Annotated in this window: 13 protein-coding genes; 8 read left to right on the forward strand and 5 right to left on the reverse strand. The window is 73.1% G+C overall.

The features are described 5' to 3' along the window. Positions 1-10: 10 nt before the first annotated feature. On the forward strand, positions 11-298 hold the full coding sequence (locus ABZS66_RS02160; RefSeq protein ID WP_354754256.1) for a YciI family protein: 288 nt from the start codon (positions 11-13) through the stop codon (positions 296-298). Between the two features lie 82 nt (positions 299-380). Continuing rightward, positions 381-1,310 carry a hypothetical protein gene (locus tag ABZS66_RS02165; RefSeq protein ID WP_354754257.1) on the forward strand — a complete coding sequence of 310 codons (930 nt, stop codon included), beginning with the start codon at positions 381-383 and terminating at the stop codon, positions 1,308-1,310. Between the two features lie 98 nt (positions 1,311-1,408). Here ABZS66_RS02165 and ABZS66_RS02170 read toward each other — a convergent pair whose 3' ends face one another. Both ABZS66_RS02170 and ABZS66_RS02175 read right to left on the reverse strand, forming a co-directional pair. After that, positions 1,409-2,353 (reverse strand): septum formation family protein, encoded by a 945-nt coding sequence (locus ABZS66_RS02170; protein ID WP_354754259.1) that lies wholly within the window; start codon positions 2,351-2,353, stop codon positions 1,409-1,411. Next, positions 2,317-3,024 (reverse strand): DUF3105 domain-containing protein, encoded by a 708-nt coding sequence (locus ABZS66_RS02175; protein WP_354754261.1) that lies wholly within the window; start codon positions 3,022-3,024, stop codon positions 2,317-2,319. Before ABZS66_RS02175 ends, ABZS66_RS02170 begins: the two co-directional genes overlap by 37 nt. A 107-nt stretch (positions 3,025-3,131) precedes the next feature. On the opposite strand from ABZS66_RS02175, the gene ABZS66_RS02180 reads away from it, so the two are divergent. Then, the gene (locus tag ABZS66_RS02180; RefSeq protein WP_354754262.1) at positions 3,132-3,737 is read left to right on the forward strand and encodes a hypothetical protein; all 606 of its coding nucleotides are present in this window, start codon (positions 3,132-3,134) and stop codon (positions 3,735-3,737) included. Here ABZS66_RS02180 and ABZS66_RS02185 read toward each other — a convergent pair. Then, positions 3,734-5,047, reverse strand: coding sequence for a hypothetical protein (locus tag ABZS66_RS02185; RefSeq protein WP_354754329.1), 1,314 nt, complete (start codon positions 5,045-5,047; stop codon positions 3,734-3,736). The genes ABZS66_RS02180 and ABZS66_RS02185 overlap by 4 nt on opposite strands. A 20-nt stretch (positions 5,048-5,067) precedes the next feature. Further along, positions 5,068-6,492 carry an LLM class flavin-dependent oxidoreductase gene (locus ABZS66_RS02190; protein ID WP_354754264.1) on the reverse strand — a complete coding sequence of 475 codons (1,425 nt, stop codon included), beginning with the start codon at positions 6,490-6,492 and terminating at the stop codon, positions 5,068-5,070. A gap of 89 nt (positions 6,493-6,581) precedes the next feature. Here ABZS66_RS02190 and atzF point away from each other — a divergent pair, with 89 nt between their 5' ends. The 5 genes from atzF to ABZS66_RS02215 are packed head-to-tail and all read left to right on the forward strand — an operon-like array spanning position 6,582 to position 11,680. Continuing rightward, the gene (atzF, locus tag ABZS66_RS02195) at positions 6,582-8,294 is read left to right on the forward strand and encodes an allophanate hydrolase (protein WP_354754266.1); all 1,713 of its coding nucleotides are present in this window, start codon (positions 6,582-6,584) and stop codon (positions 8,292-8,294) included. Further along, positions 8,291-8,986, forward strand: coding sequence for an isochorismatase family cysteine hydrolase (locus ABZS66_RS02200; protein WP_354754268.1), 696 nt, complete (start codon positions 8,291-8,293; stop codon positions 8,984-8,986). Before atzF ends, ABZS66_RS02200 begins: the two co-directional genes overlap by 4 nt. 11 nt (positions 8,987-8,997) lie before the next feature. Next, the gene (locus tag ABZS66_RS02205) at positions 8,998-9,678 is read left to right on the forward strand and encodes a cysteine hydrolase (protein ID WP_354754270.1); all 681 of its coding nucleotides are present in this window, start codon (positions 8,998-9,000) and stop codon (positions 9,676-9,678) included. A 4-nt stretch (positions 9,679-9,682) separates the two neighbouring features. Beyond that, positions 9,683-11,296: a regulator gene (locus ABZS66_RS02210; protein WP_354754272.1), complete on the forward strand. Its 1,614-nt coding sequence runs from the start codon at positions 9,683-9,685 to the stop codon at positions 11,294-11,296. Positions 11,297-11,302: 6 nt separating this feature from the next. Then, positions 11,303-11,680, forward strand: a complete 378-nt coding sequence (locus tag ABZS66_RS02215; protein ID WP_354754273.1) for an AtzH-like domain-containing protein — start codon at positions 11,303-11,305, stop codon at positions 11,678-11,680. Between the two features lie 630 nt (positions 11,681-12,310). Here the strand turns inward: ABZS66_RS02215 and ABZS66_RS02220 are convergent. Further along, positions 12,311-12,886, reverse strand: a complete 576-nt coding sequence (locus ABZS66_RS02220; protein WP_354754275.1) for a DUF308 domain-containing protein — start codon at positions 12,884-12,886, stop codon at positions 12,311-12,313. Between the last annotated feature and the right edge of the window lie 28 nt (positions 12,887-12,914).

Here is a 12,914-nt window from a genome sequence, read left to right on the forward strand (position 1 = left end):
GACTGCGTCGGTGTTCGTGATCACGCTGAGCTATGTCGCCGACCTCGACCGCATCGACGAGGCCATGGACGACCACCGCAAGTGGGTCGACGGGCAGTTCGAGGACGGCGTGTTCGTCGCCTCGGGCGCGATGGTGCCGCGCACCGGCGGGGTGATCCTGGCCGCCGGCCTGGAGCGGCCCGAGCTGGAGGCCCGCCTGGCGCTCGACCCGTTCCAGCAGAAGGGTCTCGCGGAGTACTCGATCGCGGAGTTCGCCGCCCGCCGCGTCGCGCCCGGCCTGGAGCGGCTGCAGGCGTGACCGGTTCCGGAGCGAAGCGGAGGAGGCCGGTCACCATGGGCTCAGTCCGCTGGGAGCGCGGCCGGAGCGAAGCGGAGGGCGCGTGACCAGGCCGGACCATTGGGGCAGCCGAACGATCCGGGTCGAGGGCGGCATCCGCGCCCGCAGCACCCGCGGGGAGATCGGCTCGACCTGGTGGTCCAAGCGGTTCCTGGCCGTCCTGGAGTCCTTCGCGCTGGGCACCCGGCTGACCCGCGGGCGCAACTACGCCCGCGCCGGCCAGGTGCTCAGCCTCGACGTCGAGCCCGGCACGGTCACCGCGACCGTGCAGGGGTCCCGCCCCCAGCCGTACGCGGTGCGCGTCGGCCTCGCCGAGCTGACCCCCGCCGAATGGGACCGGGTCGAGACGGCGCTGGCCGGCGAGGCGCTGGGCGCCGCGAAGCTGCTGGCGGGGGAGCTGCCGCCGGACGTCGAGGAGGTGTTCGCCGCGGCCGACGCCCCACTGTTCCCGGCCCGCTTCACCGACCTCGCGATGCGCTGCTCGTGCCCCGACGCCGCGGTGCCGTGCAAGCACCTCGCGGCCACGTTCTACCTGCTGGCCGAGCGCTTCGACACCGACCCGTTCCTGATCCTGCGCTGGCGCGGCCGCTCCCGCGACGCCCTCCTGGCGAACCTGCGCGCCCTCCGCTCGGCCGGTGTCGAGGCCGACGTCGAGGCCGGTGCCGAGGGCGACGTCGAGGCCGGCGCCGGTGTCGAGGCCGGTGTCGAGGCCCGGCCGGGGAAGCAACGCGCGCCGGAGGGCGCCCCGTCAGCCGCGGCGGCGCCGGAGCCCACCGGCACGGCGCGGGCGCTCGACGGCCTCACCGAGCCGGACGTGGAGCCGGAGCGCTTCTGGCTGCCCCCGGTCCCGGTCACCGAGCCCGAGCCGGCCCTGGCCACCGACCGTGACCTCCTGCTGCGCCAGCTCCCCACCCCGCCTCCGGCTCTGGGCGGCGCCGACCTGCGGCGCGTGCTCCGCGACTGGTACCGCTAAGACCCGCGCACCCTCCGCGCCGCAGCCACGGTGGTGAGCGTGGGCGCGGGCGGTGGGTGCGGGGTGCTGGGCGGTGCGAACCGGGGGCGGTGCGGGCGTCAGACCGGGAGCGGCTTCGTGCCCAGGCCTTTCAGCGACGCCTTCAGCTTGCTCTTCGACGAGACGTTGAGGAAGCAGTGCGCGACCCGGTCGCCGAGCTTCCACTGGTTCGCGGTCAGCCCGGTCCAGAACGTGTAGATGTCGCCGCGCTCGTACAGCTGGAGCTGCGAGATGCCCAGGAACGTCGCGATCTTGCCGTAGCAGCCGTCGCTCGCCAGCTCGTTCAGGCGCTTCGCGTCCGGGTAGGCGCCCGCCGCCGCGGTCCACGTGCCGACGAACTCGGTGTCGTGCGGCTCGGTGCAGCCGACCGGTGTGACGGCCTCGACCGTGCGGTAGAAGCCCTCCGGCGAGACGTCGCCGCCGTCCAGCCGCACGCAGGTGAGCGCGAGCGGCTTCGGATCCTTCAGGCCGTCCTTGAGGCTGCCGGTGCGCGCCTTGGGTGCGAACAGATCGTCCTCGGCCTCGGCCAGCCCGCACACGTACTGCCGGGCCCCGCCCTTCCACGCCGCCTCCTTCGGCAGCGAGAACCAGGGGAACAGCCGCCCGGTGTGCCAGTCGGCGCCCACGTAGGCGGTCGCGGCCTGGCTGCACTCGGCGTAGGCGGCCCGGCTCGGGTCGCTGTCCCAGGCCGGCGGGGCGGCGGCCGCCGCGGTCGGCCCGGTGAACGTGCCGACCAGGACGACCTCGACGGTGTGCTCCTGCGCGCAGTCGACGGTCGTGACCGGCGCCGCCGACGGCTCGAACGCGCTGATCCCGCCGCCGGTCACGCAGGTGCCGACGGCCGGGATCGCATAGGACGCCGAGGGCTGGGCGGCCCAGCCGTTCACCAGGTCGCCGTCGGTGCCGGCCGGCTTGGCGCAGCCGGCGAGCGCGAGCACCGTCACCAGAATGAGGGCGCGCACGGCGCTCAGCCGTCCCTGGTCGCCGTCGAGCCCGTGCTGCACGCCGCGCCGGGCTCCATGCTGGCCGTCTGCCGGTACTTGCGGATGAAGTCGTCGATGCGGTCGTCGCCGGCCGAGGACACGCGCAGCTGGTAGCCCCAGGCCTGCAGCGACACCGGCGACGACTGCCCCGGGAACGGGCTCATCAGCAGGTAGTCGTTGCCCCGCACCCGGTCGGCGAGCTGCTCGACCTCCGCCGGGCTCAGGCTCGGCTGGTAGGTGATCCAGACCGCGCCGTGCTCCAGGCTGTGCACGGCGTTGCCGCTGTCGATGGGCTCGGAGTACACGTCGCCCTTGCACTGCTGCCACACCTGGTGGTGCGGGCCGCCGGCGGGCGGGGTCATCGGGTAGTCGATCTGCTCTTCCTGCGGCCGGTGGTCCTGGGAGAGCCACTCCGGGTGCTCGGTGCGGTAGTCGATGACGCCGGGGATGGCGTCGTCGCCCGACCCGGGCAGGATCGGGCCGTCGTCGCGGAGGAACCAGAACACGCCGGCGATCCCGGCCACGCACATGAGCGCCAGCACGCCGGCCACGGTGGCGACCGCGATCACGACGCGCCGGTCACCGCCGCCCGCCGGCGCCGGTGGCGGCCCGACCGGCGGCCCCTGATAAGGCCCCTGATTGGGCTCTTGATGCGGAGCCTGGTACTGCGGCGGCGGATACGGGCCCGTCATGCGCCATGACCCTACCGGAATGTCAAACATCCGACGCAATTGCCCGGGGTACCGCAACCGTGGCCAGGGCGGCATGCCCGCACGACCGTCGATGTTAGGGTCGGGCCATGCCGGCCGAGTGTGCGATCGACGACTGTGGCGTGCTGGCGATCGGGCGGTGCCGCGAGTGTGGCCGTGCCTTCTGCATGTCGCACCAGGCCCACAACGAGGTCACCGGCGAGGGGTACGCGGCGCTGTGCCTGCCCTGCCTGGGCCGCCGCCAGCGCCCCCGCGCCACCACCGAGTCGCAGGCCGACCGCGACCGCCGGTGGCTGTCCTCGGGGCAGGCGGCACTCGACCTGTACGCGGCGGGCGTCGCGCCCGTGCCGATCGTCGAGCATCGCTCCCGCTTCGTGCCGTCGCGCCTGGGGCGCCGCCGCGAGGAGATCCACGAGGTCGAGGTCGGCGCGCTCTGGGTGCTCGGGAAGTTCGCCTGGACCGAGATGCAGGAGATCCCGGAGACCCGGGACTGGACCACCGGCCTGCTCGCCCACCCGACCGGCGGCTACCCGGTCTCGATGGTCGCCCGGGCGGTGGCCCGCTGCCGCGTCTCGGAGGGCGTCGCCAAGCTGGTGCGCGACGCCGCCTACGGCGACAGCTGGACCCAGTTGGAGCGCGCCGAGATCCCGAAGATCGTCGCCGTGGTCAAGGAGCTGATCTCGGGGAAGAACTAGCCCAGGGCGCGCAGCGCCTCCAGGTAGCGCGGCGGCGCCAGCGTCGGCGCGTCGCCCCGGAATGCCGCGTCGATCTCGGCATCGCCGGCCAGCCCGCCGGCCGACGCCGTCACCTCGGCGACGAGCGCCTGGACGATCGGCGCGCCGCGCCAGTCCGGGTGCTCGGCCAGCAGGCGCAGCGCGACCAGCGACTCCTCGATCTCCCCGACGCACTCGAAGGGCTTGTGCGCGGTCAGGCCCATCAGCTCGCGGTACCCCTCGAGCTGGGAGAGGTCGGTGAAGATGTCGGTGCCGAAGATCCCGACCAGGCGCTCGCGGCCGGTGAACGGGGCCAGCGCCAGGAACACGAACCGGCACTTGGGGCAGTGGCCGCACCACCGGTCGCTGGCGTCGCGCTGCTTGAACGCCTGGTTGCAGCTGGTGACCACCGCGTCGTAGGTGGTGAACTTCGCGAACAGCGCGGCGATGTGCAGCTCGGACAGCCCGCGCAGGAGCGAGAAGTACGCGTCCTGGAGCCCGGCGTGGGCGAGCAGCGCGTCGCGCAGGTGGGCCTCGGCCGGCAGGCCCTTGGACCACTGGTGGTTGATGTCGCGGCCGAGCCAGCTCAGGTTGGGCACCGAGGCCGAGCTCTCGTTCGACATCACGACCGGGCCCAGGCCGTGCATGAGCGAGGTGGCGACCGCGATCAGCGAGTTGATCGCGGTGACGGGGATGTGCCCGTTGTACGCCCCGGCGGCGTTGAGCTCGCGCATCCGCGGGTCGAGGGACCGCTTGACGGCCCGCACCGGCTGCGGGGAGACGGCCATCACCGACCGGATGATCGCGTTGGGGTTGACCGCGAAGAGGACGGGGTCGAGGCCGCCGTACTGCAGCGCCTCCATGCTGACGATGGAGTCCTTGCCGCCGCCGACCGCGGTGAGCGGCGGCCCGGCCGGGACATGCACCGCGGAGAGCGGAGCGGCGTGCGGCAGCGAAGGCTCGATCGCCAGGTCGAGCACATAGGGGAGGTCGTTGCGGTACGCGAACTCGCCGAGCCCCTCGTGGAACAGCGCGTTCACCCAGGGCAGCGCGCCCTCGGCCAGCGGGGTGCCCAGCTCCACGCGCTTGGGCGCGGCGAGCTTGTAGTACGACGTCGAGGCGGCCACGTAGAGCAGGTCGAGCACGCGGTCGAGCGCCGGGTGGAGCACGCCCGGCGGGCCGAAGTCGACCGTCTCCGTGAGCACCAGGTCACCGAGCGCGTAGTGGAAGCGCGCGACACCGGTCGTGGGGTCGAACTCCCGGCCGGGGAAGCGCAGCGCGTCGGCATCAATCACGGCGCCCATGGTATCCGTCACCGGAACGCGGCCAGCACCTTCGTCATCGGCTCGACAGACGCCGGGCCGGCCAGCCGGACCATCACCTCGCTCACCCCGGCCTCGGTGAGCTGCCGGAACCGCCCGACGTGGTCGGCGACCGTGCCGGCGTTCACCGTGGTCAGGTAGGCCGACCGGCTGCGCCGGCCGCGGCCCAGCTCGACCAGTTCGTCGAGGTGGCGATCGTCGAACCCCACGAGCGCCGACGTCAGGTGGGTGAGCCCGGTCCGCGGGTTGTAGCCGCGCAGCACCTCGGCCTTGCGCCGGACCGTGGCCAGGTCGCCCAGCACGTTGGCCGCGTCGGCGTACGAGGCGGCCAGCCGCAGCGTGCGCCGCTCGCCGTTGCCGCCGACGATGATCGGCACGTGCTCCTGCACCGGCCGCGGGTAGCACATCGCCTCCGGCACGGTGATCGCCCTGCCCTCGAAGCGCGGGCTGAACTTGCCCCACAGCAGCGGCAGCACCCGCAGGGCGTCCTCCAGCAGCGCGTACCGCTCGGCGACGCTCGGGAACGGCCAGCCGTACGCGACGTGCTCCTCCTTGAACCAGCCCAGGCCGAGCCCGCAGACGGCCCGCCCGCCGCTGAGCACGTCGAGCGTCGCCACGATCTTGCCGAGGTGGGCGACGTTGCGGTACGTGACGCCGGTGACCAGCGTGCCCAGCCGGACCCGCGAGGTGCAGGCGGCGATGTAGGCGAGCGTCGTCCAGCTCTCCAGGAAGTCGTCCCAGGCCCGGCCGAGCTGCGGGATCTGCCGGAAGTGGTCCATCACGTAGATCGCGTCGAACCCGGCCTCCTCGGCCTGCGCGGCGGTCGCCCGCACGTCGACGCCGTTGAACTCGCCGAGGTGCAGCCCGAAGCGCAGCCTGGTGGGGTCGTCGGCCTGCCGCCGCGCCGCCGCGGGGGCCTCCACGAAGGCCTCGGGGACGACCCGGACCGGGGTTTCCAGGTGTACCGCCGTGAATCCCTCGGCATCGAGGACCGGACGGGTCCGGGCCCAGGAGCGCAGCTGGGCGGTCAGGGCGGCGGCCGGGATCCGCTTCGTCGCGCGGGCCCGGTTGCGGGCCCGGCACTCCTCCGGCGGGGTGTCGAAGGCGACGGCCACGCACGGCAGCCCGTGCGCCGCGGCCAGCCGGCGCCAGCGCGCCCGGCGGTCGGCGTCGAGCCCCAGCGTGTCGATCACGGTGGTCAGCCGGCGCCCGACCCGCTGCTCGACGACCGTGTCGAGCAGCGCGAACGCGTCGGCACCGGCGGTGACGTCGTCCTCTCCGGCGCCGACCAGCGCGCGCAGCCGGTCGCTGCTCACCACCCGGTCGGCGGTGAAGTGGGCGGCGGCCCAGGTCGACTTCCCGGACGCGCCCGGGCCGACCAGCACCACCACGCACGGGTCGGGGAGCGTCAGCACGCCCCGAGTCTGCCAGAGGAGAGGGCTACGACATCAATGCGTTACAAGACGAGTCTGTTCGCGTAACTGAACTGTCGACAATCGACAGCATGACTTCGACGGCCACCTCCACCGGCATCGCCGCCCTCCGCGCGGCGTACCTGCGCGGTGACCTGACGCCCGCCGAGGTCGCCGACCGGGTCCTCGCGGCGCCCGCGCCGCCGGCCGTGTGGATCAGCCGGGTGCCGGAGGGGGCGCTGCGGGACCGCGCGGCCGAGCTGGGCCGGCGGGATCCGCGGGAGCTCCCGCTGTACGGCATCCCCTTCGCGGTGAAGGACAACATCGACGTCGCCGGCCTGCCCACCACGGCCGCCTGCCCGGCGTTCGCCTACACCCCGTCCCGCTCCGCGCCGGTGGTCGACCGGCTGCTCGCGGCCGGCGCCCTGCTCGTCGGCAAGACCAACCTCGACCAGTTCGCCACGGGCCTGACGGGCTCCCGCTCGCCGTACGGCGCGGTCGAGAGCGTCTTCGGCGGCGGCCTGATCGCCGGTGGGTCGAGCTCCGGCTCGGCCGTCGCGGTGGCGGCCGGCCTGGTCGCGTTCGCCCTCGGCACCGACACCGCCGGCTCGGGCCGGGTGCCCGCCGCGCTCAACGGCATCGTCGGGCTCAAGCCCACCCGCGGCCTGCTCAGCACCGCCGGCGTGGTGCCGGCCTGCCGCTCGCTCGACTGCGTCTCGATCTTCGCGCTGGACGCGGCCGACGCCGCCGCGGTGCTGTCCGTGGCGAGCGGGCCCGCGGCCGACGATCCGTGGAGCCGGGTGCATGAGGCGGCAGCGGTACCGCCGGAAGCCGTGCGCCTCGGTGTGGCCCGCCCGGAGACCCTGGACTTCGACGGCGACCGCGGGCAGGCCGAGCGCTACGTCGAGGGCTGCCTGGCCCTGGCCCGGCGCACGGCGAGCGCCGACCCCGTCGACGTCGGGCCGCTGCTGGAGGCGGGCGGGCTGCTGTACGACGGGCCCTGGGTCGCCGAGCGCCTCGCCGACCTGGAGGACTTCCTGCGCGACCACGGCGCCGACGTGCTGCCGCTGACCCGCGGGATCATCGAGGGCGGCCGCCGGTTCAGCGCGGCCGACGCGTTCCGGGCCCAGCACCGGCTCCAGGAGCTGCGGGCGGCGGCCGCGCGGCTGTTCGAGCGGATCGACGTGCTGGCGCTGCCGACGATCCCGACCACGTTCACGCTCGACGAGATCGCCGCCGAGCCGCTGCGGCGCAACGCGGTCCTCGGGCGGTTCACGCAGTTCGCCAACCTGCTCGACCTGGCCGTCGTGACGGTCCCGAACGGCCACACCCCGGACGGCCGCCCGGCCAGCCTGTCGCTGATCGGCCCGGCGTTCACGGAGCCGACGCTGCTGGGCCTGGCCGGCGCTCCGGTCGCCGCGACCGGCACGGAGATCGCCGTCGTCGGCCACCACCTGCGCGGCGAGGCCCGCAACGGCGAGCTGGTCGCCCTGGGCGGCCGGTTCGTGCGCGCCACCCGGACCGCGCCCTGCTTCCGGCTCTTCTACCTCGCGACCGGCGTGCCCGGACTGGTCCGCGTGGCCGACGGCGGGGTCGCCATCGAGGTCGAGGTGTGGAGCGTGCCGCCGGCCGCCGTCGGTGCGCTGCTCGGCAGCGTCCCGCCGCCGCTGTCGCTCGGGCACGTGTCGCTCGCGGGCGGCGAGCGGGTGACCGGGTTCCTGTGCGAGGCCTACGCGACCGCGGACGGCCTGGACATCAGCGCCAGCGGGGGCTGGCGGGCATTTCGTGCTTTGGAGGCGCGATGACTGCAACGATCGGCCCGGTTGTCGGCGCACGACCGTACGCCTGGCCCTACGACGGCTCCGTGCCGGTGGACCGTACGGCGCTGCTGTGCATCGACTGGCAGACCGACTTCTGCGGGCCGGGCGGCTACGTCGACAGCATGGGTTACGACATCGAACTGACCCGGGCCGGCCTGCCGGCCACCGCGAAGCTGCTCGACCACGTCCGGGGCCTCGGCATGCTGGTCGTCCACACCCGCGAGGGCCACGACCCCGGCCTGTCCGACCTGCCGCCGAACAAGCGCTGGCGCTCGGCACAGATCGGCGCCGAGATCGGCTCAGCCGGCCCGTGCGGGCGGATCCTCATCCGGGGCGAGCCCGGCTGGGAGATCGTCCCCGAGGTCGCGCCCGCCGACGGCGAGCCGATCGTCGACAAGCCCGGCAAGGGCGCCTTCTACGCCACCAACCTCGACCTGGTGCTGCGCACGCACGGCATCACGCACCTGATCCTCACCGGCATCACCACCGACGTCTGCGTGCACACCACGATGCGCGAGGCGAACGACCGGGGTTACGAGTGCCTGATCCTCTCGGACTGCACCGGTGCCACCGACCCCGCCAACCACGCCGCCGCCCTGCACATGGTCACCATGCAGGGCGGGGTCTTCGGCTGCGTCGCCACGTCCGCGGACGTGATCGCCGCCACGGCTTCCTAGGAGCGTCCACTGTGGCCACTCTCGACGCGCTACCCGGCCCCTACACCTTCGACCCCGCGACCACGGCGCTGCTCGTCATCGACATGCAGCGCGACTTCCTCGAACCCGGCGGCTTCGGCGAGACCCTCGGCAACGACGTCGGGCAGCTGCGCCGGACGATCGAGCCGACCGCGGCCCTGCTCGTGGCGTGCCGCGCGGCCGGCCTGCCGGTCATCCACACCCGCGAGGGGCACCTGCCCGACCTGTCCGACTGCCCGCCCGCGAAGCTCAACCGCGGCGACCCCAGCATGCGCATCGGCGCGCCCGGGCCGATGGGGCGGATCCTGATCCGCGGGGAGCACGGGCACGACATCATCGACGAGCTGGCGCCCGCCCCCGGCGAGCCGGTCATCGACAAGCCCGGCAAGGGCGCGTTCTACGCCACCGAGCTCGGCGAGCTGCTGACCGCTCGGGGCATCGTGAGCCTCGTCGTCACCGGCGTCACGACCGAGGTCTGCGTCCACACCACCGTCCGGGAGGCCAACGACCGCGGCTACGAGTGCCTCGTGCTGTCGGACTGCGTCGGCTCGTACTTCCCGGAGTTCCAGGAGACCGGCCTGAAGATGATCGCCGCGCAGGGCGGCATCTTCGGCTGGGTCGCATCGTCCACCGCGTTCATCACCGCTCTCCAGGCTTCGTTACAGAGGACGTGACGACATGGCTTCTTCGACCACCGCCCTGAAGGTCCCGTGGTGGGTCCGCGGCGACACCAACGCGTTCTTCGGCTTCGGCGTCAACGTCCTCGTCAACGTGCTGACGCTGACCTCCCTGTGCCTGTTCGTGGTGAAGCTCAGCGAGCGGGACGTGTTCCACGCGATCCTGCCGGCACTCGGCATCGCCCTCGTCGCCGGCAACGTCTACTACACCTTCCTCGCCCGCCGCCTGGCCCGCCGCGAGAACCGGACCGACGTCACTGCCCTTCCCTACGGGCCGAGCGTCCCGCACATGTTCATCGTGATCTTCGTGATCATGCTGCCGGTGTACCTCAAGACGAACGACGCCACGCTCGCCTGGAAGGCCGGCCTGGCGTGGGCCTTCATCATCGGCGTCATCGTGCTCATCGGCGCCTTCGTCGGCCCCTGGATCCGCCGGTACGCGCCGCGCGCCGCCCTGCTGGGCACGCTCGCCGGCATCTCGATCACGTTCATCTCGATGCTGCCCGCGGCCCGCATGTGGAACCTGGCCTGGGTCGCCCTGCCCGTGTTCGCGCTGCTGCTCATCGGCCTGCTCACCGACACCAAGCTGCCCGGCAACTTCCCGATCGGCCTGGCCGCGCTGCTGCTCGGCACCGCGATCGGCTGGATCGGCGGCGCCATGGACGGCAACGCGGTGAGCGCCGCCGCCGGCGAGATCGGGTTCGCCCTGCCCGGCCTCCACCTGGACCTGCTGTTCTCCGGCCTGTCCGACGTGGCGCCGCTGCTCGCGACCGCGATCCCGCTCGGCGTCTACAACTTCACCGAGGGCATGTCCAACGTGGAGAGCGCGGCCGCGGCCGGCGACAACTACAACCTGCGCTCGGTGCTGCTGGCCGACGGCGCCGGCGCGATCATCGGCGCCGCCCTCGGCTCGCCGTTCCCGCCGGCCGTCTACGTCGGGCATCCCGGCTGGAAGAAGGCCGGCGGCGGCAGCGGCTACTCGATGGCGACCGGCGTGGTCATCGCGGTGCTCTGCTTCCTCGGAATGTTCGGGCTGCTCGGGGCCATCTTCCCGCTACCGGCGATCGTGCCGATCCTGCTGTACATCGGACTGCTCATCGGCGCCCAGGCGTTCCAGTTCAGCCCGAAGGCCCACGCCGCCGCGGTCATCGCGGCCCTCGTACCAAACATCGCCCAGTGGGCGACAAGCCAGATCGACAACTCACTGGCCGCGGCGGGCACGACAGCGGCGACGGTGGGCAACGCGGCCCTGGAGGGCAACGGCGTCGTCTACAACGGCCTGCTGGTCCTGGGCCAGGGCGCCATCCTGGCCGGCCTGGTGTTCGGCTCGATCGTGGCGTTCATCATCGACAAACGCTTCATCCACGCGGCGATCTTCGCGGCCTCGGGCGCGCTGCTGGCCTTCGTGGGCCTCATCCACGGCGAGAAGGTCGACTGGAACGCCAACGGCCCGGTCGCCCTGGGCTACCTGTTCATCGCGGTGGTCTGCGGCCTGTTCGCGCTGACCCGCCCCGAGCCCCGCCCGAAGGAGGCCGACGAGCTCGAACTGGACCGCATGGAGGGCATGGCGGAAGCGCCCACGTCCCCGGCCCCCACGCCGGCCCCGGCGGCGTGACCGTCCGTGGAGATCAACCGGCCGGAGGTCGTCGCCGAGGTCATCCAGTGCTTCCTCGACTACGAGAAGGCGCTGACGGTCAACGACGTACCGGCCCTCACTGAGGCGTTCTGGTCGTCGCCCGAGGTGAGCCGCTTCGGCATCGCGGACCGGCAGGCGGGGGCGGCGGCGCTGGCCGCCTGGCGGGCGGCCCAGCCGCCGCTGCCCCCGGGCCGCCGGCTCTTCGAGACGGTGGTGACCACGTTCGGCGCTGACCTGGCCACGGTGACCACGCTGTTCGACTACCCGGGCTCCTCGGCGCGGCCGGGCCGGCAGTCGCAGACGTGGGTCCGGCTGCCCTCGGGCTGGCGCATCGTGCACGCCCACGTCTCGCACGAATCCTGACCGCTTCCAGCCCGCCGGCGAGGGCGCCCACCGGCAGGGGCGCCCTCGCCGCCGCGCGCTGCATCGCTCCTGATGCATCATCCTTGATGCATCAGATTTGATACATCAGTCTTGATGTATCGTGCGTGATGCATCAGGCGCGATGCGCTTCCCCGGGCCGGCGCGTTGCGCCCCGGCCCGGGGAAGTGGCGTCTGCGCGAGACCTGAGTTGGCCCCACGGCGAGCGTGTCCTCCCGGCGCGGGCGCCCTCGCCGGCGCGCTGCATCGCTCCTGATGCATCGTTCTTGATGCATCGGATCTGATGCATCAATCTTGATGTATCGTGCGTGATGCATCAGGTGCGTCGTGCTTTCGCCCAACGGGGCGTCGCGCCCGGGGGGGCGTCCGTGCGAGCCCAAGGCGGCCTCGCGGCCAGCGCTCTCCGCCGGCCTGGGTGCCCCGTCGCCTGATGCATCAGTCTTGATGTATCAACCTTGATGCATCAAACGTGGTGGGACGCCCGTGCCGGCGGGCGTGCACACGCGGGTCAGTCGCCCGCGAGCCGGCCGCAACCCGCGAGCCGGCCGCAACCCGCGAGCCGGCCGTGCCCGCGAGCCGAGCCCTCGCAGTGAGCGGGCCCGCCGGGTTCGCTCAGTGTGCCGCCGCCATGCGGCCGCGGCCCGAGCCCTGGTGCCCCAGTTGGTAGGCGGCGACCAGGAGCAGGATGCCGCTCACGATCGCGTACAGGCCGATCGCCCACGCGATGACCAGCGCACCCGCCTCCGGGCGCACCATCACGAACAGCCCGGCGACGATGGCGAGCGCGCCGATGAGGGCCAGGGACCAGCCCCCGTGCTGGCGGGTCGCCAGCCACAGGTCGGCCAGGCCGGTGAGCACCGCCCAGACGCCGACCATGATCGCCAGCACGACCGCGGTGATGCCCGGCCACACGATGGCCATGATGCCGACCACCAGGCCGACCACGCCGGCCACCGCGCGGGCGGCCCGCGGCCCGCCGCCGTCGGCGAAGCCGGTCACCGGGTTGGACGGGCCGGGCGCCGGCCGGATCGCGTGCACGAGCTGCTCGATACCGGTGACGATCGCGAAGATGCCGAACAGCAGGGCCAGGGCGATCACCGTGACGCCGGGCCAGATCACCGCGAGGATGCCGAACACGATGGCGAGCACCCCGCGGATGCCCAGCAGCCACGCTTCTCTCTTGAGCATCGAAGTCCTCCTCTGGAAAGTGCATCGG

Source organism: Dactylosporangium sp. NPDC005572 (assembly GCF_040605515.1).
Classification (GTDB): Bacteria; Actinomycetota; Actinomycetes; order Mycobacteriales; family Micromonosporaceae; genus Dactylosporangium.